The organism is Sphingomonas sp. A2-49 (assembly GCF_025548555.1).
In the GTDB taxonomy this organism is placed as follows: Bacteria; Pseudomonadota; Alphaproteobacteria; order Sphingomonadales; family Sphingomonadaceae; genus Sphingomonas.
The window spans coordinates 90,807-112,827 of sequence record NZ_JAJLPA010000008.1 but is presented as its reverse complement, the minus strand read 5'-3'; the positions used below and the strand labels follow the sequence as shown (position 1 = coordinate 112,827).

Sequence of the window (22,021 nt, the reverse complement as noted above, 5' to 3'; positions counted from 1 at the left end):
TCCTCACATCTTGAAGCGCGCGCCCGCCAGGAAGGTGCGGCCGAAGTGATTGTATTCGTAGTTCCGGTTGGCATCGACGTCGGTGTAGCGATCGCGATACTGGTCGGTCAGGTTGGTCCCCTCCAGCGAAACCTCGACGTTCTGCGTCAGCTTGTAGCGCAGCGAGGCATCGACGTTGATCGTTGAATTATAGCCTTCGAAGACGTTGCCGGTGCCGCTGTTGGCATCGATGTACGGCCCGCGATAGCTGATCGACCCGCGCGCCGAGAACTTCTTGTCCTCGTAATAGAGCGTGCCGTTGTACTGGCGCTTCGACAGGCCGAACAGCGTCGCGTTGCGGGTGGCGTTGACCAGCGGCCCGAACGAACAGGCCGCGGCGGGCGTGGCACCCGCGACGCAGGCCGACACCGCCGGCCCCTGTACGGTGTAGCTCGCGCTCGAATCGACGAAGGTCGCGTTGGCGAGCACGCCGAAGTTCTTGAGGAACCCCGGCAGGAAGCTGAACGTCGCCTGGAGCGAGATTTCCGCACCCTTCAACGATGCGCCGGTGCCGTTGACCGTCGTCGTGATCGTCCAGATCGGCAGCCCCTGCTGCGCCGGATTGAGCGCCGCGGGCGACGACGCGCCGAGCACGGACGCCGGCAGGCCGGTCGAGGTGAAGGTGGCGTTGGTGATCGCCGACGACACCGGGAAGCTTTCGACGTTCTTCTTGAACAGGGCGACCGAGAAGATCGACTGCGGCGCGAAATACCATTCCGCCGCCAGGTCGTACGCCGCGGCGCGGAACGGTTGCAGCTGCGGGTTGCCGAACGACACGCGATAGTTGAACCCGTCCGCCGATCCGCCCGGCGTCAGATTGCCCAGCGTCGGCCGCGTCATCACCTTCGACGCCGAGGCGCGCAGGATGACCTTGTCGGTCGGGAACAGCGCCAGGTTCACCGCGGGCAGCCAGTCGTCATAGTCGCGCTTGACCGTCACCACCGCGCCCGAATTGATCCCGGTCGAGCTTTGCGCGGTATGCGCATAGCGGACGCCGGCGTTCAGTGCGTAGCGCAGGCCGGCGAGGTCGCCCTTGGCATCGACCTGGAAATAGCCGCCCGTCACCTCTTCGGTCACGCTGCGATTGTCGCCGACGATCAGCGTCGGCGTGCGGCTGTACAGCTTGGTGAAATCGGTCGCCGCGGCGAGGTTGGGGACCAGCCACTGCGTCGTCGTGCCCGCCGGCTGGCCGGCGTTGCCGAGCGTGAACAGCTGGCTGAGCGCGGGCGTGACCGGGAAGCCGTAGATCGCGGTCGGCCCGAACGCGCTGCTCGCCGAACAGGTGATCGTACCCAGCACCAGGTCGCGGCCGCCGTTGCCGCAGACCGCGGTATCGCGCTGGAACGACGTGCTGTCGAAGTCGAAGCGGCGGTACACGCCGCCGAGCTTCAGCGTATAGCCGTCGGCGACGTCCCATTCGGTGCGGACCTGTCCGGTGCGGAACTTGTTGACGACGGTCGACGGCCGGTCGCGGATTTCCGCCAGCTGGAAGTTGGCGGGATCGGTCACGCTGGTTCCGAACGCCAGCAGCGGCGTGCGGCTGTCGGTATAGTCGAACTTGTAGCCCTGCGCGTCGCGATCGTCGAACACCACCGTCGTCTCGACCGGAATGTCCGCGGTGGATTTCGAGAAACCGCCCAGCACGGTGAAGCGAAAGTGGTCGGTGACGTCCTGGTCCCAGCTGCCGCCCAATTGATAGAATTCGGTCTGCGAGCGGCGCAGGTAATGTTCGGTGCGGACCCAGGCGTCGTTGAGCGTGCCCGACACGAGGTTCTTGTTGGCGTCGTAGACCGGGTTGATGAGGTCGATCGAGCGTTCGTTCGAGCGCAGCAGCACCTCGCCCCATTGCTCCTCGCGCTTTTCCTTGAAGCGCGAATAGAGGCCATCGATCGACACCTTGGTCGCGTCGCTCGGCGCCCATTGCACGCTGCCGGTGATGCCCAGCCGCTCGCGGCCGTGGAACACCTCGCCATAGCGCGGGATGCGGGGGTGGAAGGCCAGTGCCGCGGTGTCGCACGCAGTGCTCGACCGGTAGAAGCCGCCCGCATTGGCGACCGGCGTCGTGCCGGTGTTGCTGTTGTAGAAGCACGGCGTGCCGTTGACCGAATCGAAGCGCGCCTGCGCCCAGCGGACGGTGTTGTTGCCGAGTTCGAGGTTGTCGGTCTTCTGATAGGCGGCGGACACCGCCGCGCCGAAGGTGCCATCGGGCGACTTGTACGACAGCAGCCCGGCAAGCCGCGGCCGGGTGTTCTTGCTGAGGTCGTTGTAGCTCGCCTGCGCCGACAGCACGCCGGTGAAGCCGGTCTTGCCACCCAGCGGATTGCCGGTGTTGAGGTCGACCACCGCGCCCAGCGACCCTTCGTCGAGGCTCGCCTCCGCGGTCTTGTGGACGACGATCGAATTGAACAGCTCGGATGCGAAGACGTTGAAATCGAACGCGCGGTCACGGTTGGACGAGGCGCCGTCGGTGGAGGTCGCGACCGTTTCCAGCCCGTTGACGCGCACCCGCGTGAACTGGGCGCCGAGCCCGCGGACGGTGATCGCGCGGCCTTCGCCAGCGTCGCGCTGGATCGAGATGCCGGGAATGCGCTGCAGCGATTCGGCGAGGTTCTGGTCGGGGAATTTGGCGATATCCTCGGCGACGATCGCGTCGACCGCGGACACCGATTCGCGCTTCACGTTGAGCGCCGCGTCGAGCGAGCGGCGGAAACCGGTGACCACGATGTCGGCGCCGCTTTCGGTCCCGTCGGGCGCGGTCGTCTGCGCCGCCACCTCGGCGGCGGCGTCCTGCGGTTGGCCGGCGGGAACCACCGCAGTCTGTGCGGGGGCGGGATCGGTGTGCGGCGGGCTGCCCGGCTGCGCGGGGCTCGCCGGGATCGTCGCCGCCTGCGCGAAGGCGGCCGCGGGCAACAGCATGCCGAGCACCAGCGCCCCGGTCGACACGCCGGCCATGCGGCGCACGCCGCGGCGGGCAAAGGTCGAACGTCCAGTCATCGCAATCACTCCCCATCCGGCCGCAGCCGCCATCGTGTACCGATGCCGGCCCAAGGGCCGCCATCCCTGCCTGTTCTGTTCGGGGGACATGATGCTCGGACAGCCTTCCGGCCTGCCATCCCCCCCGCGACGGCCGTCCGTTGACGGTCGCGTCGCCGGTCCCTTGCCTCGCATAGGTAACCGGTGTCACAAGCATGCTGCGCCGATGGCCGCATGTCAACATCCCGCAAACCGCAAAGATGGACGCGACAATGACAACGATCCTGATCCCCGCCCTGCTGGCGCTCGGCCAGACCGCCATCGCCGTCCCGTCCGCGTCCCCACCCGCCACCGGAACGGCCGCGCCCGTCACCCCCGCCACCCCCGAACGCGCGATGGTGATCGTCGACGAAGCCTCGGTGCGGCGCGACGAGCCGACTCCGCACGGCCGGATCGGCATGAGCACCGCCTATCGGATCAGCGACGCCGTCCCCGGGCGGACGATGGAATTCCGCAAGCGTGTGCTCCACGTCGGCGCCGCGATCGGCGCGCATCCGCTCGCCCATGACGAGGTCTATTACGTGCTGTCGGGCGAAGGCCTGGTGTCGTCGGGGACGCAGGCGACGCCGCTGCGCGCCGGCATGGCGGCCTATCTGTACACCGGCGCGACCGTGGGCATCCGTCAGGTGGGGAAAACGCCGCTGACGCTGATCGTCGCCTATCCGGTGGTGCGCTGAGCCGGTGACGGCGGCCGCTCCGCGCGGCTCGCCGTTGCGCCGCGGCGCGGCAGCCGCCACAGGCGTGGCGATGGCCGATCCCTCCCCCTCCCGCGCCGGCCTCGCCTATGGCATCGGCGCGTATACGCTCTGGGGCGTGCTGCCGCTGTACCTGCACCTGTTGAAGGCGGTGCCGCCGGCGCAGGTGCTGTCGCATCGCGTGCTGTGGTCGCTGTTACTGCTGGCGGCGGTGGTGATCGCGACCCGCCGGCTGCGCCCGTTGCTGGCGCAGGCGCGCGGACGCGTGCTGGCGATGCTGACCGCCAGCGCCGCGCTGATCGCGGTCAACTGGTTCGTCTATATCTGGGCGGTCGCCAACGATCGGCTGGTCGAGGCGAGCCTCGGCTATTTCATCAACCCGCTGGTCAACGTCGCGCTCGGCACGCTGCTGCTCGGGGAACGGCTCGACCGGTTGCAGGGGGCCGCGATCGGCGTCGCCGGCATCGGCGTGGTGATCCTCGCGGCGAGCGGCGGCGGCGCGATCTGGATCTCGCTCGCCCTCGCGCTGAGCTTCGGCGTCTACGGCCTGATCCGCAAGGTCGCTGCGATCGACGCGCTGGGCGGGCTGACGATCGAGACCGCGATCCTCGCGCCGGTCGCGCTCGCGGTCCTGCTGATCGCCGGCAGCGACGGCAGCGCGGCGTTCGGGCGCAGCGGCACGATGGACCTGCTGCTGATCCTCGCCGGGCCGGTCACCGCCGCGCCGCTGCTGATGTTCGCGGCGGGCGCACGGCGGCTGCGCTATACGACGATGGGGCTGCTCCAGTTCATCGCGCCGACGTTGCAGTTCCTCGAAGCGGTGCTGCTGTACCGCGAGCCGGTGCGCGCCGCGCAGCTGGCGACCTTCGCGCTGATCTGGGTCGGCTGCGCGCTCTATGCATGGAGCAGCATCGCCGTGGCGCGCCGGACCGCGGCGGCCTGACCCCCCGCGCGCCCCGACCCCGGCGCTACGTGCCCGGCTGGATATAGGGGACGCGCGCGAACAGCTCGCGCTGCCAGCGGCGCGGATCGTCCTCCACCCGCGAACGGACGTCGAAGATCATCGTCGCGCGCCGCGCCAGCGTGTAGCGCGGCCAGCGGGCGAGCCCGGCGTGATTGGGATCGCCGGTCGCCGCGAAGGCGACGAAGCCGTCCTGCATCGCCCGGCTGGCGGCGCGCGCATCCGCGCCCGTGCCGGTTTCGGATCCCTTCGCATCGAGCGTGCCGAACACCAGCGGGATGTCCATGGTGTGGAAGGCACCGCGCCGGGGATCGGTGCGCGAGGCGAAATCGACCTGATAGACGAAGGCGGGGGCGCCGGCCCGCGCGCGCTCCTCCGCCTCGATCACCTGCCCGCGCCAGCTGCGCCCGGCGGTGGTGGCGCCGTAGAAGACGTCGACCGGTGTCCAGTCGGGGAAGTGCGCACGATATTGCCCCACCACCCATTCGGGCTGGATGTCGATGCGCAGCTCGGGCGCCATCCGGTCGGCCAGATTGTCCCACGTCAGCCCGCGCATCCGCCGCGAATCGACGCCGATGAACGCGCGCGTCTCGTCGTGGACGTTGCCCAGCATCATCGGGATCGCGCAGCCCTGTGGCGCGGCGTCGGGCCAGAACGGGTGGCGGGTCAGCCAGCGCATGTCGAGCACCGGCCCGAAATAGACGCCCCCGCCCAGCACCGGATCGACCGCGTCGAGCGCCGCGACCAGCCGCGCGACGGGCATGGTCGCGACGTCGCCGTCGCCCAGCCTGGCGAGGAACGCCTTTGCCCGCGCGGTCGCGTTGAGCGGGCCCGACGCGGTCACCTGTTGCCCGCTCATCGTCGCGGCGCGGTGGAACAGCCCCTTCGCGGCGGGCATCGCCATCATCGTCGCGATCTTGGCGCCGCCGCCCGACTGGCCGAACACCATGACGCGATCCGGGTCGCCGCCGAACGCGGCGATGTTGTCGCGCACCCATTTCAGCGCGAGGATCAGGTCGAGCTGCCCCGCATTGCCGCTGTCGGGAAAGCGCGGGTCGAGCCGGGCGAGATAGAGGTAGCCGAGCGCGTTGAGCCGATGGTTCACCGTCACCACCACGACGTCGCCGCGCGCCGCAAGCCGCTGCCCGTCGTTGAGCGGATCGGTGACGCTGCCGTTCGAATAGGCGCCGCCATGGATATAGAGCATCACCGGCCTGTTCGCGCCCCGGCGCGGCACCGCCGTCCAGACGTTGAGGAACAGGCAATCCTCGTCCTGCGGCCCGTACGCGCCCTTTTGCGGACAGACGGGGCCGAACGCCTGCACCCGGACCGTGCGACCCGGCTGCGCCACCGCGACCGGCGCGCGGAAACGGTCGGCGCGGCCGTAGCGGATGCCGCGAAAGGCGTGGACGCCCGCATCCGTCGTGCCGACGAAATCGCCCGCGGGCGCGCGCACCGCCGCCATGTCCTGTGCGCCTGCTCCGGAAGCGAGCAGCATCGCCGCGCCGCCGCCCATCGCGGCGCGGCGGGTCAGGCCACCGTCGCGGCTAGCGCCGGACATCGAGCCCGCCGGCGAGATAGGCGTCGATATCCGCCTGGCGGAACAGCGAGGCGTCGCCCGGCAGCGAATGCTTGAGTGCGGTGAGCGCGAGACCCGTCGCCGCCGCATCGCCGATGTCGCCGCCGCGGCGCAGCGCGTGCAGCACGCCGCTGGCGAAGGCGTCGCCCCCGCCGATCCGGTCGACGATGCCGGCGAGCACGACCTCTTCGGTCTGGGCATGGCCGTCGCGCGTGTCGATGCGCGCGGACACGCGGTGGAGGTCGACGTTCTCGACGTGGCGCGCGGTGGATGCGATCGTCCGGAGCTTCGGGAAGGCGGCGAACGCGGCCTCGGCGGCGTCGCGGCGGCGATCCTCGCCATCATGGCCGGCGAAGTCGCGATCGAGCAGCAGCGCGATGTCGCGATGGTTGCCGAACAACAGCTCGGCATGCTCGACCAGCTGCGTCAGCAGCGCGCGCGGATCGCCGTCCCACCGCTCCCACAGCTTCGCGCGGTAATTGCCGTCGAACGAGATCGGGATGCCGCGCGCGGCGGCGGCACGCACCGCGGCGATCGCGCTCTGCGCCGGGACCGGGCCGAGCGCGGGGGTGATGCCCGACAGGTGGAAGCCGTCGACCCCGTCGAGCAGCGCGTCCCAGTCCCAGGCCGTCGCCGGCGCCTCGGCGAACGCCGAATACGCCCGGTCGTAGATCACCTCGGTCGCGCGCATGCCCGCGCCCGACGTGACGAAATACAGGCCCATGCGGTCGCCGCCGGTCTGGATGGCGCGGGTATCGACGCCATGCCCGCGCAGCGTCGCGATGGCGGAGCGGCCTAGGTCGTTGTCGGGCACCCTGCTGGCGAAGCCGACGTCGTGGCCGAGTTTCGCGAGCGCGGTGGCGACGTTCGCCTCCGCGCCGGCGACCCAGACGTCGAACCGAGGCGTCTGGAGCAGCAATTCGCGCCCCGGCGGCGACAACCGCAACATGATCTCGCCGAACGCCAGGAACTTGGCCAATGTATCTCTCCCAATCGTCCCGCATCCACCCTCACCCTATCGCCGCCTCCGGCGTCTCTTCCCTCTCGCGCGGGGAGAGGGAGGGAGCAGCAAGGCTGCGGAAGGGTGAGGGCGACGCGGCGTTACGTCACCGCGCCAGCCAGCCGCCGTCGACCGCTAGGATATGCCCCTGCACGTAATCCGCCGCACGGCTGGCGAGGAACACCGCCGCACCGCCGAGGTCGTCGGCATCGCCCCATTTGCCCGCCGGGATACGATCGAGGATCGCGGTGTTGCGTGCCGCGTCCGCCTGCAGCGCCGCGGTGTTGTTGGTCGCGATATAGCCCGGCGCGATCGCGTTGACGTTGATGCCCTTGGCCGCCCATTCGTTGGCGAGCAGCTTGGTCAGGCCGCCGATCCCGCTCTTCGACGCGGTATAGCTCGGCACGCGGATGCCGCCCTGGAAGGTCAGCATCGAGGCGATGTTGATGATCTTGCCGCCACCGTTCGCGATCATGTACCGCCCCGCCGCCTGGCAGAGGAAGAACACCGATTTGAGGTTGGTGTCGACGACCGCGTCCCAGTCCGCCTCGCTGAAGTCGACCGCGTCGGCGCGGCGGATGATCCCGGCATTGTTGACGAGGATGTCGAGCCGGCCGAGCGTCGTCACCGTCTCGTCGACGATGCGGCCGACCGGCTCGATCGTCGACAGGTCGGCGGAGACGATCTCGGCGCGGCGGCCGAGGGCGCGGATGCGCGCCACCGTGTCCTCGGCGGGCGTGCGGCCGACGCAGGCGACGTCGGCCCCCGCGGCGGCCAGCGCCACCGCGATCGCCTGGCCGATCCCGGTGTTCGCACCGGTGACGACCGCGACCTTGCCGTTGAGGTCGAAAGGGTTGCCCATCGCGCCTACGCCAGCTGGCAGATGTCGAGGACGTTCATGTCGGTATAGTCCTGGTTCTCGCCCGCCATCGCCCAGATGAAGGCATAGGCCTTGGTGCCCGACCCCATGTGGATCGACCACGGCGGCGAGATCACCGATTCCTCGTTGCCGACGACGATATGGCGCATCGCATCGCCTTCACCCATGAAGTGCATGACGCGGTCGTTCGGGCCATCCAGTTCGAAGTAGAAATAGATCTCGCTGCGGCGCTCGTGGATGTGCGGCGGCATCGTGTTCCACACCGAACCGGGCTTCAGCACGGTGAGGCCCATGACCAGCTGCGCGCTGTCGCAGACGCCGGGGATAACCAGCTGGAAGATCGTGCGCTCGTTCGATTCCTCAAGGCTGCCGCGCTCCAGCGCGTTGGCGTCGGCAATCCCCAGCTTGCGCGTCTGGAACGCCTTGTGCGCCGGGCAGGACGCCAGGTAAAAGCGCGCGCCGTCGCCGGCGAAGGTCACGTCCTTCGCGCCCATCGTGACGTACAGGCAGTCCTTGTTGCCGAGGGTGAACGTCTCGCCGTCGACGGTCACCGTGCCTTCGACATTGCCGACGTTGACGATCGCCAGCTCGCGCCGCTCCAGGAACGGATGGCCCTTCGCCGAGGCGGGCTCCTCCTGCGCCGGGAGCGCGACCGAGCCGCTTTCGACCTGGACCCCGCCGATCACGAAGCGGTCGGCATGCGTGTAGTTGAGCACGCATTCGCCCGCCCGAAACAGATCCTGGATCAGGTAGCGGTCGCGCAGTTCGTCGTTGCTGACGCAGTCCATCATGTCGGGATGCGTGGCGTAATAGGTGCGGTCGAACATGATGACTCCGAACGTTGGTGCTGCCGTCAGGCAGCGATGTTGCAAATACTGGAACGGCTTCCCAAGCCTTTATCATCGTGCGCGTCGATGCGATAGGCGCGACGGACGAGGCCGCTGGTCAGCTCCTGCGCCAGCTCGGCCGCCTCCCAGTCCTCGAGCCGGTGTTCGGCGACGAGGCGGGCGAGGAAGCCGCAGTCGATGCGCCGCGCGACGTCGTGGCGCGCCGGGATCGACAGGAAGGCGCGCGTGTCGTCGTTGAACCCGACGGTGTTGTAGAATCCCGCCGTCTCGGTGGTCATCTCGCGGAAGCGGCGCATCCCTTCGGGACTGTCGTGGAACCACCAGCTCGGGCCGAGCTTCAGGCACGGATAATGGCCCGCGAGCGGCGCGAGTTCGCGTGCGTAGACGCTCTCGTCGAGCGTGAAGAGGATGATCGACAGGTCGGTCGAGGTGCCGAAGCGATCGAGCAGCGGTTTCAGCGCATGGACGTAATCGGTGCGGCCGGGAATGTCCGCGCCCTTGTCGCGACCGTGGCTGGCGAACAGCCCTGCATTGTGGTTGCGCACCGATCCGGGGTGGATCTGCATCACCATGCCGTCCTCCACGCTCATCGCCGCCATTTCGGTCAGCATCTGCGCGCGGAACAGCTCGGCGTCGGCGGGTGTCCAGTCGCCCCCGGTAATCCGCGCGAACAGCGCCTCGCATTCGGGCGGCGACAGGTTGGCGGTGGCGGCGGTGGGGTGGCCGTGATCGGTGGCGGTCGCGCCGGCGGCGCGGAAATCGGCGCGGCGCCTGCGGTGCGCGGCGAGATAACCCTGCCAGCCGTAGACGTCCTCGTTCGTCAGTTCGGCGAAGCGGCGCATCGCACCCGCGAACTGTTCGTGTTCGACGTCGATGACGCCGTCCGGGCGATAGGTGGTGACGACGCGGCCGTTCCAGCCGCTGTCGCGGATGCGGGCATGCGCGTCGAGGCTGTCGTGCGCGCCTTCGGTGGTGGCGAGGAAATCGATCCGGAACCGGTCGAACAGCGCGCGCGGGCGAAAGGCGTCGGTCGCCAGCTTTTCGCCGATCGCGTCGAAATACAGGTCGGCGGTGGCGGGCTCGAACGCCTGCGTCATGCCGAACACCTCGGCGAAGACGTGGTCGAGCCACATCCGCGACGGCGTGCCGCGGAACAGGTGGTAATGGTCCGCCAGCACGCGCCACGCCGCGCGCGTGTCGGTCGTCGGCACGCCGTCGCGGCGGGGAATCGCGAGCGCGTCGAGATCGACGCCCTGGCTGTAGAGCATGCGATAGAGATAGTGATCGGGCGCGAGCAGCAGCGTCGTCGCGTCGGTCCAGTTGGTGTCGTCGGCGAACCAGACGGGATCGGTGTGACCGTGCGGGCTGACGATCGGCAGGTCGGCGACCCCGGCATAGAGCGTCCGGGCGATCGAGCGCGTCGTCGGGTCGGCGGGAAACAGCCGGTCGGGGTGCAGTTCGAGTGCCCGGGTCACAGCCTTGATCCTCTCCGTCGTCGCTCGCGGTTGCCGTTCTGGTAACCGGTGTCAGATATACGTGCAACCGTCTTTGCCGCCGCCGGCCGGTCGCGCGCGGTCAACCGCCCGGCGGCGCCGCGACCGAGGCGCGCCGGATCAGCGTCGACAGGAACAGCGAGGGTTCCTCGACGTCGGCATCGCCCTCCTGCTCGCCCGCGATCAGCTTCAGCGCCGCCGATCGCGCCATCGACGCGATCGGCCAGCGCACCGTCGTCAGCGGGGGCCAGACGTGCGCGGCGATCGGCGTGTCGTCGAACCCGATGATCGACAGGTCGCGCGGGATGTCGAGCCCGCGCTGGCGGGCGGCGTGGATGACGCCCGCCGCCATTTCGTCGTTGCTCGAAAAGATCGCGGTCGGTCGCGGGATCACGTCGAGCAGGCGGTCGGCCGCGACCAGCCCCGAATCGAAGGTGTAATTGCCGTCGGCGATCATGCTGCGCGGCATCGCGATGCCGGCGGCGGACAGCGCCTCCTCGAAACCCGCGCGGCGTTCGCGCGCCGAGCGGAACCCGTGCGGCCCGCCGACGAAGCCGATCCGGCGATGCCCCTGCGCGATCAGATAGTCGGTCGCGGCGCGCACCGCCTCGCGGTCGTTGGAGGCGACCATGTGCGTCGGCCCGTCGAGCACGGCCGATCCCATCCGGACGTAGCGGCATCCGATATCGTCGCACAGCCTGGCGACGCTGTCGTTCTCGCTGATCGGCGGCATCAGCAGCACGCCGAACAGCCGCTGGCGTTCGAGGAAGTGGCGCAGATCCTCGAGCATCGTCGCCGAGCCGCGATCGACGGGACGCACGACCATCTCGAATTCGGTGTCGTGCAACGCCTCCAGCATGCCCTGCTGGACGTTCATCACCGTCTGCGCATTGGGATTGTCGTGGACGAGGCCGATCAGGAAATTGCGCCGCAGCGCCAGCGCGCGCGCCTGCGGATTGGGGATATAGCCGAGTTCGCCGATCACGTCCTCGACCCGTTTCCGGGTGTCGTCGTTGAGCAGGGGCGACCGGTTGATGACGCGGCTGACCGTCTTTTTCGAAACGCCCGCGATCCGGGCCACGTCGTTGATCGTCGGCTGGCCGGATTTGCGCATGGCGGTCACGATAGCCGCCAGCCGGCGCTTCCGCCACCCACCAGCCTTGCAAGCGGCGGGACGCTGCGTCATGGGTGGATGACACCGGTGGACTGGTCGGATGAGAGGATCGATGGGCAAGGCGCTGACGATTGCCGCGGGCGACAGCGTGGCGACGCTGCTGGACGATGCGGAGGCGGGCGAGCGCATCGCCGGCGTGACGCTCGCCACCGCGATACCGCGCGGCCACAAGGTGGCGCTGCATCCGCTCGCCGCCGGGCAACCGGTGCTGAAGTTCGGCTTCCCGATCGGCCGCGCGCGTCGCGGAATCGCACCGGGCGACCACGTCCACAGCGACAACCTGGCGACCGGCCTGTCGGGCACCGAACGCTATCGCTACGATCCGCGCCCGGCGCCGGAGCCCGCCGCGGCGACCGGCGCGACGTTCGAGGGCTATGTCCGCGCCGACGGCCGCGTCGGCACGCGCAACGAGATCTGGATCCTGCCCACCGTCGGCTGCGTCGCGCGCACCGCCGAACGGATCGCGAAGCGCGCCGGCGCCGCCTTGCCGCCGCACGTCGACGGCGTCCACGCCTTCACCCACCCGCACGGCTGTTCGCAGCTGGGCCAGGACCTCGCCGGCGTTCGCGCGATCCTCGCCAGCCTCGCCTGCCACCCCAATGCCGGCGGCGTGCTGCTCGTCGGGCTCGGCTGCGAGGAGAACCAGGTCAAGGACCTGCTCGCGGCGATCCCGCCCGAGCGGCACGGCGCGATCCGCTACCTCACCGCACAGTTCAGCGCCGACGAGGTCGAGGAGGGCTGCGCGCTGGTCGCCGAGCTCGCCGCGCATGCCGCGATGCCGCGGCAGACGGTGGGGCTCGACAAGCTGGTCCTCGGCGTCAAGTGCGGCGGATCGGACGGGCTGTCGGGCCTGACCGCCAATCCGCTGGTCGGCCGGATCAGCGACCGCGTCGGCGAGGCGGGCGGCCGCGTCGTCTTTACCGAGGTGCCAGAGATGTTCGGCGCCGAACAGATGCTGATGGACCGCGCCGCCGACGCGCGCGTGTTCGACGCGATGGTCGGCGTCATCACCGGCTTCCGCCAGTATTTCATCGATCACGGCGAGCCGATCAGCGAGAATCCCTCGCCCGGCAACGTCGCCGGCGGCATCACCACGCTGGAGGAAAAGTCGCTGGGCGCGGTGCAGAAGGCGGGCCGGGGCCGGATCGCCGACGTGATCGGCTATGGCGAGCGCATCCGCGGCGACGGCCTCACGCTGCTCGAGGCGCCGGGCAACGACGCGGTCTCGTCGACCGCGCTGGCGGCGGCGGGAGCGACCGCGATCCTGTTCACCACCGGCCGCGGCACGCCGCTCGGCTTCCCGGTGCCGACGGTCAAGATCGCGTCCAACGCCGATCTCGCCGCGCGCAAGCCGGGCTGGATCGACTTCGATGCCGGCGCGGTGCTCGACCAGGGGTTCGAGGCGGCGGAGGCGTTGCTGCTCGCACGCATCTGCGCGATCGCGTCGGGCGCGCCGACCGCGGCGGAAACCAACGACGAGCGCGAGATCGCGATCTGGAAACGAGGTGTGACGCTGTGATCCGACTGACCCGCGCGACGCTCGCGTCGCTGCCCGCCGCCGTGTCCTCGCCCGCCGGCCGCCCCGACCCCGGCGTCGGCATCGTGCATTTCGGCCCGGGCGCGTTCCACCGCGCGCACCAGGCGGCCTATGTCGACACGGTCCTGCAACACGATCCGCGCTGGGGCATCGCCGCGGTATCGATGCGCAGCCGCGGCACGGTCGAGGCGCTGGAGGCGCAGGACGGCCTCTACACGCTGGCGATCCGCGACGCCGAACCCGCCATGCGCGTCATCGGCGCGCATCGCCGCTTCCTCGCCCCCGACGCCGCGGCGGACACGCACGCACTGCTCGCCGACCCCGCGGTCGCGCTGGTCACCACCACGGTCACCGAAAAGGGCTATTGCCTCGCCGGCGACGGCACGCTCGACATGGCGCATCCCGACATCGTCCGCGACCTCGCCGGGACCGCGGTGCCGGCGAGCGTCGTCGGCTGGATCGTCGCGGGCCTCGCCGCGCGCCGTGCGGCGGGCGTCGCGCCGTTCGTGCCGATGCCGTGCGACAATCTGGCCAGCAACGGCGCCAAGCTGCACGCCGCGCTCGTCGCCTTCGCGCGTGCCACCGATCCGGCACTGGCGGACTGGATCGCGGGCGAGGTGCGCGTGCCCTCGACGATGGTCGATTCGATCACACCGGCCTCGGATGAGGCACTCTACGCCAGCGTCGCCGCGACATTGGGGCTGGAGGACCGTGCCGCCGTCCAGCGCGAGCGCTTCACCCAATGGGTGATCCAGGACGTCTGCGTGCCGCTCGGCCCCGATCTCGCCGGCGCGGGCGCGACGCTGACCGGCGACGTCGCGGGCTATGAGAAGGCGAAGCTGCGCATCCTCAACGGCGCACATTCGACGCTCGCCTATCTCGGCCTGCTGCGCGGCCATGCCAGCGTGGCGGAGGCGATGGGGGACGAGGCGCTCGCCGCGTTCGTCGATGCGATGATCCGGCAGGACATCGTGCCGATGCTGCCCGCGGTGCCGGGGCTCGACCTCGACGCCTATCGCGAGCAGGTGCTGGCACGCTTCCGCAACCCCGCGATCGTCCACCGGCTCGACCAGATCGCGATCGACGGGTCGCAGAAGCTGCCCTACCGCCTCGGCGATACGCTGGCGGCCAACCGCGCCGCGGGGCGGATGCCCGGCCACGTCGTCGCCGCGCTCGGCGGCTGGGTCGCCTTCCTGATCGCGCGCACCGCAGGGGGGCAGGCGATCGCCGACCCCGCCGGCGAGCGCCTTGCCGCCGCCGCGCAGGGGGCCGATCCGGTCACGCTGGTCCGCCGCCTCGTCGACGCCGGTCTCGGCCTGCCGCCGCAGGTCGCGGGCGACCCGCCGCTGCACGCGGGAATCGCACGTGCCGCCGTCGCGGCGCACGAAAAGCGCTGGTCCGATCTGTTCGGCTGATCCGGATACTTGTCATTGACACCGGTTTCCCATACCCCTCGCCCCAACGACGATAACAGCGAGAGGGGGGCGCGAGGCCCGATCCGATGCCACAGACCGATACCGCCATCCACGCCATCGCGCACGCCTTCGTCGCGGCGCGCCGCGACGGCCACGCGCTGCCCGACTATCCCGGCGCGATCCCGCCCGACCTCGCCACAGCCTATCGCGTGCAGGACGCCGCACTGGGTCTCGCGACGGGCAAGGTCGCGGGATGGAAGGTGGGGCGGATCAACCCGCCGATCGACGGTATCGACCGGCTGAGCGGCCCGATCTTCGCCGACACCGTGTTCGAGGCGACCGACGGCGACCTGCCGATGCCGGTCTTCGCCGACGGCTTCGGCGCGGCGGAGGCGGAATTCCTGATCCGCATCGCCGCCGCCCCCGATCCCGCCAAGATGCGGTACACGATGGACGAGGCGCGCGACCTGATCGACGCGGTGCACGTCGGGATCGAGATCGCGAGTTCGCCCTTTCCCGGCATCAACACCCATGGCGCGACCGTCACCATCTCCGATTTCGGCAACAACAACGGGCTGGTCGTCGGCGACGCCATCGCCGACTGGCGCGACGTCGACCTCAATCGCTGGCCGGTGACGCTCGAGATCAACGGCGCGCCGATCGGCGCGGCGACCGCGGCGACGATGCTGGACGGCCCGATCGGCGCGGCGCGATTCCTGTTCGAACACATGGCGGCACGCGGCATCGCGCTCCAGCCGGGCCAGTGGATATCGAGCGGCGCGGTCACCGGCGTCCATCCGGTCGCGGTCGGCGACCGGGTGGTCGCGACCTTCGATGGCCGCTACACCGTCGGCTGCACGATCGAGGCCCGCTAAGAGGCCCCCGCTACGGAGAGAGATGATGGCGATGACCAATGAGCGGGGCAACGGCACGGATCGGGCGGGGGCGGCGCGCGATGCGCAGATCGCCGCCGCCGCATCGACGGTCGGCCGCTATCGCTGGGTGATCTGCGCGCTGCTGTTCGCGGCGACCGCGATCAACTACGTCGACCGGCAGATGATCGGCGTGCTCAAGCCGACGATCTCGGCCGAACTGGGCTGGTCGGAAACGACCTATGCCGACGTGATCTTCTGGTTCCAGGCGGCCTACGCCATCGGCTATCTCAGCTTCGGCAAGATCGTCGACGTGGTCGGCGCACGCATCGGCTATTCGATCGCCTTCGTCATCTGGACCTCGGGGCATATCCTGTGCGGCTTCGTCAACACCGCCTTCCAGTTCTCGCTGGCGCGTTCGGTGCTGGGCATCGGCGAAAGCGGCAATTTCCCGGCGGGGATCAAGGCGGTGACCGAATGGTTTCCCGCCAAGGAACGCGCGCTGGCGACCGGCGTGTTCAACGCGGGCGCCAACATCGGCGCGATCGTCACGCCCCTGGTGGTGCCGTGGATCGTCATCGACCTCGGCCTCGGCTGGCGGATGGCGTTCGTCATCACCGGCATCGCCAGCCTCGGCTGGCTGGTCGCGTGGATCGCGCTGTATCGTCGCCCGCGCGAGAGCACCAAGGTCAGCGCCGACGAACTCGCCTATATCGAGAGCGATCCCGCCGATCCGGTCGAGCCGATTTCGTGGGGCAAGCTGATCCGCTATCGCGAGACCTGGGCGTACGCGCTCGGCAAGTTCCTGATCGATCCGGTGTGGTGGCTGTTCCTGTTCTGGACGCCCGATTTCCTCGGCAAGACCTACAACCTCGATCTCAAGAGCTTCGGGCCGCCGCTGGTCGTCATCTACATCATCTCCGACCTGGGCTCGGTCGCCGGCGGCTGGTCGTCGTCGCGGCTGATGAAGCGCGGCCTCACCGCCAATGCGGCACGCAAGATCACGATGCTGGTCTGCGCAATCCTGGTGATGCCGATCTTCTTCGCCCAATATGCCAGCAGCGTCTGGACCGCGGTGGCGATCGTCGGCCTCGCCACCGCGGCGCACCAGGCGTTCAGCGCCAATCTCTACACGCTGCCGTCGGACATGTTCCCGCGCGCGGCGGTGGGTTCGGTGATCGGCATCGGCGGCACGATGGGCGCGATCGGCGGCATGATGATGTCGAAGTTCACCGGCTACATCCTCGAGACGACGGGCAGCTACACGCCGATCTTCGCGGTCGCCGGATCGACCTATCTGGTCGCCGTGATCGTCATCCACCTGCTCAGCCCGCGCCTCGCCCGCGTCGACGCGGGGTAACACCTTACATCACCCTCACCCTTCCGCGGCCTTGCCGCTCCCTCCCTCTCCCATCGGGAGAGGGAAAGACGCCGAAGGCGGCGCAGGGCGAGGGTGATCGCCGGAGAGGCACAATGAAACTCACCTCCACGCTTGCGCTTGCCACCGCCCTCATCGCCGCCCCGGCGGCCGCGGCACAGGACGGCCTGCTGTTCCGCGTTTCCGCGGACCGGGACCTGACCGCGGACAAGGCGGGCGGCGATCCCGTCCCCAATTTCCGGAGCGCGGTGACGGTGACCCCCGACGGCGCGATCGGCGGCGCGGCGCGCTGGGCGGACGAAGGCTATGTCGCGTGGAAGGCGCCGGGCAACATGATCGCACAGCGCGGCACGCTCGCCTTCTTCTGGCGCGCGCGCACGCCCGTCACCGACGCGCCGTTCGTCATCTTCCGCGCCGGCTTCGCCGACCATACCAGCTGGGACATGGCGTTCCTGCGCATCGACTGGAACGGCCACGGCTTCGACGCCTTCGTCACCGACGCCAATCTGTCGCGGCTGCGCGTGTCGTGGCGGATGCCGACGCCGCCCACCGCGGCGCAATGGGAGCATATCGCCTTCGCCTGGGACGAGACGCGCGGCGTCCGCCTGTTCGTCGACGGCAAGGAGGTCGCGCGGCTCGACCAGCGCGCCGACCTCGATTCGGGGCTCGACCAGTTCGGCATGGCCGGCCGCGTCATCTCGCCGCATCAGGTGCAGAGTCGCTACAGCTTCATGCGCGGCAGCGACCTCGACGAGATCCGGGTCTACGACCATATGCTCGCGACGGCCGATGTCGCCGCGCTCGCCGTCCGCGGCGAACCGGGCGCAGCCGCCCCCGCCGATACCGCCGGCGAACGCACCGCCTGGCTCCACCGCTACGGCTGGGACACGGGCGCGCCGCCCGTCCTCGCCGATCCCGTCACCAGCGTCCGCCGCATCGAATTCGCCGATGCGAAGGACCTCAAGCAATGGATGTACAAGGGCGTCGACGGCATCGCCGAAACGACGTGGCCCGGCGTCTACAACCGGTCGAAGCTGCCCGGCCGCGACGATTATTTCGAGCTGCCGGACTGGAACGTCTATGTCGAGGGCGGCAAGCGCTACGACCTGACCGTTCCCGAGGGGCAGCGGTTCAACCGCGTCGAGCTGCGCGGTGCCGCCTATGGCACGTTGAGCTGGAACGGCACGCGCATCGCGACGCGGGCGAAGGGCGTCGTGCGCAGCGTCGATGCGGTGGCACCGCGCACCGGCGGGGTGCTGAGCTTCACCAACGTCATGCAGGAACAGCCGATCCAGGAGCTGTGGGCCTATGACGTCGGCACCGCCCCCGAACCCGCGGGCAGTTTCAGGCTGAGCTATACCGTCAATGCCGCCGCATCGCCGCGGATGGCGATCCTCGACGGGCTCAACGGCTATATCGCCGGCCGCTATCCCGCGGACGAGCGCGCGACGGTGGTCGCGATGCCGTCGTCGGGAATGAAGGTCGCGGTCGGCGCCGGCGCGGCGGGCGGCGGCGCCGCGCCGGTGGCGCGCGCGGCGGGCAAGCCGATCGTCCACGTCCTGATCCCCGCGAGCTTCGGCGACGCCTATCCCGACAAGCCGCTGGCGCGCGCCTGGGATTACGGCTGGCAGAACGTCCACGACGGGCTCGACGGCATCGCGATCGACCTGCCCGCGCTGACGGCGAAGCCCGACGCGCGCGGCCTGATCGCGCTCAACATCCGCGTCGCCGACCCGATCTGGCCGGGCCGCGCGATGATCGACCTGTCGGTGTCGGTCCGCCCGGGCGCGGCGCGGACGCTGTGGCTCGACCTGCGCGACCGCATCCTGTCGAACGACAGCCTGTACCTGACGATCGCCTCCGCCGCGCCCGATTTCGACGCGCAAAGCCTCGACGGCGCGCGCATCCGGCTGGTCTTCAAGCCGCGCGACCAGGCGGTGAAGGAGCATGTCGCCGACCGCTTCAACCAGGTCCGCGACAATTGGGGGTTCCTGGTCGAGGAGCATACCGCGTCGAAGCGCGAAGGGCTCTACCAGCGGGTCTTCGCCGACATCGGCGACCTGCTGCGCGTCGATCCCGACCATGTGCAGGGCCGCGCCTATTGGGCCGACATCAATTACCGGCCCGAGAACATGCCCGCCGTCGCGCTGCCGCCGGTCCCCGCCGGGGTGCCGGCCTGGGCGGCGCGGCAGCTCGACGATTTGCGCATCACCCGCGATTTCGTGACGTGGTGGATCGATCACCGCCAGGTGCCCTACGGCGACTTCGGCGGCGGCATTTCCGACGACACCGACCTGACGCAGCAATGGCCCGGCCTCGCGCTGATGGGTGTCGAGCCGGACAAGGTGAACGCGTCGCTGCGCGCGGTGTCCGACGCGGTCTATCGCAACGGCATGCGGGTGAACGGCCTCGGCTATATCACCACCGACGAACTCCACGCCTATGAGGAAGGGCTCAATTCCGACGCACAGCGCCTGTACCTCAACTGGGGCGAGCCGAAGGCGCTCGAACGGCTGATGGCGACGACCCGCGCGCTGCAGGGCGTGATCCTGAAAAACGCCGCCGGGCACATGCATTTCGCCACCAACTGGTACGGCGGGCGCAAGGTCTATCGCGAAGGCGCCTTCGCCTGGCAGAAGCCGTACAGCTTCACCGTGCTGCACGCGCCGATCCTGCTCGGCCTCTACAACGCCAGCCCCGCCGCGCGCGGGCTGGTCACCGGCGTCATCGACGGGTGGATGGCGCACGGCACGCAAGGGGCCGACGGCGGCTGGAACTATCCCAACGAGATCGACTGGAACACCGACGCCACCCGCGTCGGCGACGGCGGCGGCGTCACCACGCCGTTGCAGGGGGCGTGGGCGGCATGGCGCTTCACCGGCGACGATCGCTACCTGCGCCCGATCCTCGGCCGCGTCGGCAAGAGCGGCGCGGGCCTCGCCGAATTCAACGAGAATGCGTTCGATACGATGCCCGGGGGCGCCGCGCTGCGCGACCGGATCGCCAGGGCCGCGGGGAGCGACCCGTTCGCCCGCTATGCGGCCTGGGCGGCGACCGGCGACACCGCGACGCTCGCCGCGCTCCACGCCGACGCCTATGCCGACAAGGCGCAGCACCAATATATGTATACCGAGGGGCATTGGTGGTCGGATCGCGTCGACCAGCCCAACGAGATCCTGCAACGCGAACGGCTGGGCGGCATCGCGCTGCGCCGCAACCAGACGTGGCCGGGCAATACCGTCAGCTGGCGGTTCGCGACCCCCGGCGGGGCCGAGCGGGTCGCGATCCTGGTCCCCGGCGCGACGCGCGAGCGGTTCCGCGTCGTCGCCTACAACACCGGCGACACCGCGCAGGCCGCGACCATGTCGACGTGGAACGTCACCGCGGGCAATTGGCGGATCCGCACCGGCACCAGCGACGACGACGGCCGCACGACGCGTGCCGCCGGGGCGTGGACGCCGGTGACGCTGGAACGCAGCGCGGGCACCGACGTGACCTTCGCCCCCCATGCCACCACCGTGATCGAGGCGGAGCTGGTCCGCGCCGGCACCCCGGTCGAACGGCGCCCCGACATCGGCATCGGCACCGACGACGTGGCGGTGAAGGGCCGGACGCTGACCGTGACCGTCCACGGCCTCGGCTCGGTGCCGTCCGGGCCGGGCGTCGCGACGCTCGTCAACGCCGACGGCCGGACGATCGCGGGCGCACCGATCCCCGCGCTCGCCGCGCCGGTCGACCTGATGCCCCGCACCGCGACGGTCCGGCTGACGATGCCGACCGCCGCACGCGGGACGCACGTCCGCATCGCTCTTGCCGGGGACGCGCCGGAGGTCACCCGCCGCAACAACGTCGTGGCGGTGCCGGCGCGATGAGGCCGGACCGGCGCGCGCTGCTCGGCGGGCTCGCCGCGACGCTCGCGGTACCGGTCCGCCGAAGCGCCGACGACGCGGTCGCGGCGCTCGACGCGGCCGCGGCGCTGCCGCCGGCGGCGGGGCTCGCGCGGCTGGCGGCGGTCGATGCCGCCGCGCTGCCGCCGGGCCGGCGGCTCGACCTCGTCACCGCGCGCGCCGGCCTCGCCATCGACGCGCGGCTGGCGCTGCTGCCCGATACGGCCGGCGCGGCGAAGGGCTATCGACCGGCCGCGGGCGCGGGCACGATCGCGCCCGATCATTACGCGCTGCTGCTCGCCCGCTCGCTCGGCCCGGTCGCGCCGCGCGCCGCGCAGGCGCGGCTGGCGCAGGTGCTGGCACGCCTGCATGCGCGTGCCGCGGCCGCCTTCGCCGCGATCGGCGACCGCGACGGCAGCATCGGCGAGCGCTACCTTCGCCTGTGGCGGGACGACCGCTATCGCTATGCCGACGCGGACGCGGCGGTCGCCGACATGACCCGGCTGCTCGCCGCGGCGCGCGGCCGCGTCGCCGGGCAGGTCGGGCGCGTGCCGGGCTGGTGCACCGACGTCTTCGTCCGCAGCCTGTCCCCCGCCGAGGTCGCCGCCGGCCGACCCGGCTATCGCATCGTTCCCGCGCCCGACCGGCAGGGCGGGTATATCGTCGACCTGAAGCAGCTCGGCCGTCGGCCACGGTGGACGATGCCCGGCGTCGTCGTGCACGAGCTGCTGCCCGGCCACATGATCCAGCTGGGGCTGGAGGGCATCGATCCGCCGCATCCGCTGCGCATCGCCTATGCGGCAAGCTTCGTCGAAGGCTGGGGCGTGCATGCCGAGACGCTGGCGGCGGCGGACGGCGCGTTCGCCGATCCGCGGGCGATGCTCGGCCACCTCCACTGGCTGATCTTCCGCGTCGCGCGCGCGCTGGTCGACATCGGCATCCACCTCGACCGCTGGAGCATGGACGCGGCGCACGCCCGGCTGATCGCCTGGCAGGGCGAGCCGGCCTATTTCGCGCCGTTCGACACCGAACTCGCCCGCATCGTACAGGAGCCGGCGTCGCGCGTCGCCGAGGCGATGGCATGGCTGGCGATCGACGACGCCGTCGGCGACCGGCGCGGCATGGCGCGGATCGTTTGCCACCGCCGTCTGCTGGTCCACGGCCGGATGCGCAGCGACGCGGTCGGCAACATTTCCTAACCCGGATCGGGCCGCGGGCACGGACCCGGCC

15 protein-coding genes are annotated in these 22,021 nt (G+C 70.3%); 8 read left to right on the top strand and 7 right to left on the bottom strand.

Features of this window, described 5'->3' with window-relative positions; translation table 11 throughout:
• Window positions 1–3: 3 nt before the first annotated feature.
• Window positions 4–3,033: a TonB-dependent receptor gene (locus LPN01_RS09420; RefSeq protein ID WP_262828125.1), complete on the bottom strand. Its 3,030-nt coding sequence runs from the start codon at window positions 3,031–3,033 to the stop codon at window positions 4–6.
• A 374-nt stretch (window positions 3,034–3,407) separates the two neighbouring features.
• Between LPN01_RS09420 and LPN01_RS09415 the strand changes: the two genes are divergently transcribed.
• The gene (locus tag LPN01_RS09415) at window positions 3,408–3,749 is read left to right on the top strand and encodes a cupin domain-containing protein (RefSeq protein ID WP_262828154.1); all 342 of its coding nucleotides are present in this window, start codon (window positions 3,408–3,410) and stop codon (window positions 3,747–3,749) included.
• A 70-nt stretch (window positions 3,750–3,819) separates the two neighbouring features.
• On the top strand, window positions 3,820–4,710 hold the full coding sequence (rarD, locus tag LPN01_RS09410) for an EamA family transporter RarD (RefSeq protein WP_262828124.1): 891 nt from the start codon (window positions 3,820–3,822) through the stop codon (window positions 4,708–4,710).
• 25 nt (window positions 4,711–4,735) lie between these two features.
• Here rarD and LPN01_RS09405 read toward each other — a convergent pair whose 3' ends face one another.
• The 6 genes from LPN01_RS09405 to LPN01_RS09380 form a co-directional block, all read right to left on the bottom strand.
• Window positions 4,736–6,289 carry a carboxylesterase/lipase family protein gene (locus LPN01_RS09405; RefSeq protein WP_262828123.1) on the bottom strand — a complete coding sequence of 518 codons (1,554 nt, stop codon included), beginning with the start codon at window positions 6,287–6,289 and terminating at the stop codon, window positions 4,736–4,738.
• On the bottom strand, window positions 6,276–7,286 hold the full coding sequence (locus LPN01_RS09400; protein WP_262828122.1) for a sugar kinase: 1,011 nt from the start codon (window positions 7,284–7,286) through the stop codon (window positions 6,276–6,278). The genes LPN01_RS09405 and LPN01_RS09400 overlap by 14 nt, the downstream gene beginning before the upstream one ends.
• A 127-nt stretch (window positions 7,287–7,413) precedes the next feature.
• On the bottom strand, window positions 7,414–8,169 hold the full coding sequence (gene kduD / locus LPN01_RS09395) for a 2-dehydro-3-deoxy-D-gluconate 5-dehydrogenase KduD (protein ID WP_262828121.1): 756 nt from the start codon (window positions 8,167–8,169) through the stop codon (window positions 7,414–7,416).
• 5 nt (window positions 8,170–8,174) lie between these two features.
• On the bottom strand, window positions 8,175–9,014 hold the full coding sequence (gene kduI, locus LPN01_RS09390) for a 5-dehydro-4-deoxy-D-glucuronate isomerase (RefSeq protein WP_262828120.1): 840 nt from the start codon (window positions 9,012–9,014) through the stop codon (window positions 8,175–8,177).
• Between the two features lie 26 nt (window positions 9,015–9,040).
• A complete protein-coding gene (uxaC, locus tag LPN01_RS09385; protein WP_262828119.1) occupies window positions 9,041–10,510 on the bottom strand; it encodes a glucuronate isomerase in 1,470 nt (489 codons plus the stop codon).
• Between the two features lie 100 nt (window positions 10,511–10,610).
• On the bottom strand, window positions 10,611–11,642 hold the full coding sequence (locus LPN01_RS09380; RefSeq protein ID WP_262828153.1) for a LacI family DNA-binding transcriptional regulator: 1,032 nt from the start codon (window positions 11,640–11,642) through the stop codon (window positions 10,611–10,613).
• Between the two features lie 100 nt (window positions 11,643–11,742).
• On the opposite strand from LPN01_RS09380, the gene LPN01_RS09375 reads away from it, so the two are divergent.
• From LPN01_RS09375 to LPN01_RS09350, 6 genes are all read left to right on the top strand, one after another.
• Window positions 11,743–13,221: a UxaA family hydrolase gene (locus LPN01_RS09375; RefSeq protein ID WP_262828118.1), complete on the top strand. Its 1,479-nt coding sequence runs from the start codon at window positions 11,743–11,745 to the stop codon at window positions 13,219–13,221.
• Entirely contained in the window at window positions 13,218–14,654 is a 1,437-nt protein-coding gene (locus tag LPN01_RS09370; protein ID WP_262828117.1) for a mannitol dehydrogenase family protein, read from the top strand. Before LPN01_RS09375 ends, LPN01_RS09370 begins: the two co-directional genes overlap by 4 nt.
• Before the next feature lie 86 nt (window positions 14,655–14,740).
• A complete protein-coding gene (locus LPN01_RS09365; RefSeq protein ID WP_262828116.1) occupies window positions 14,741–15,529 on the top strand; it encodes a 2-keto-4-pentenoate hydratase in 789 nt (262 codons plus the stop codon).
• Between the two features lie 31 nt (window positions 15,530–15,560).
• Window positions 15,561–16,886, top strand: a complete 1,326-nt coding sequence (locus tag LPN01_RS09360) for an MFS transporter (RefSeq protein WP_262828115.1) — start codon at window positions 15,561–15,563, stop codon at window positions 16,884–16,886.
• 113 nt (window positions 16,887–16,999) lie between these two features.
• Window positions 17,000–20,776 carry a LamG domain-containing protein gene (locus LPN01_RS09355; protein WP_262828114.1) on the top strand — a complete coding sequence of 1,259 codons (3,777 nt, stop codon included), beginning with the start codon at window positions 17,000–17,002 and terminating at the stop codon, window positions 20,774–20,776.
• A complete protein-coding gene (locus tag LPN01_RS09350; RefSeq protein WP_262828113.1) occupies window positions 20,773–21,990 on the top strand; it encodes a DUF885 domain-containing protein in 1,218 nt (405 codons plus the stop codon). Before LPN01_RS09355 ends, LPN01_RS09350 begins: the two co-directional genes overlap by 4 nt.
• Window positions 21,991–22,021 lie beyond the last annotated feature (31 nt).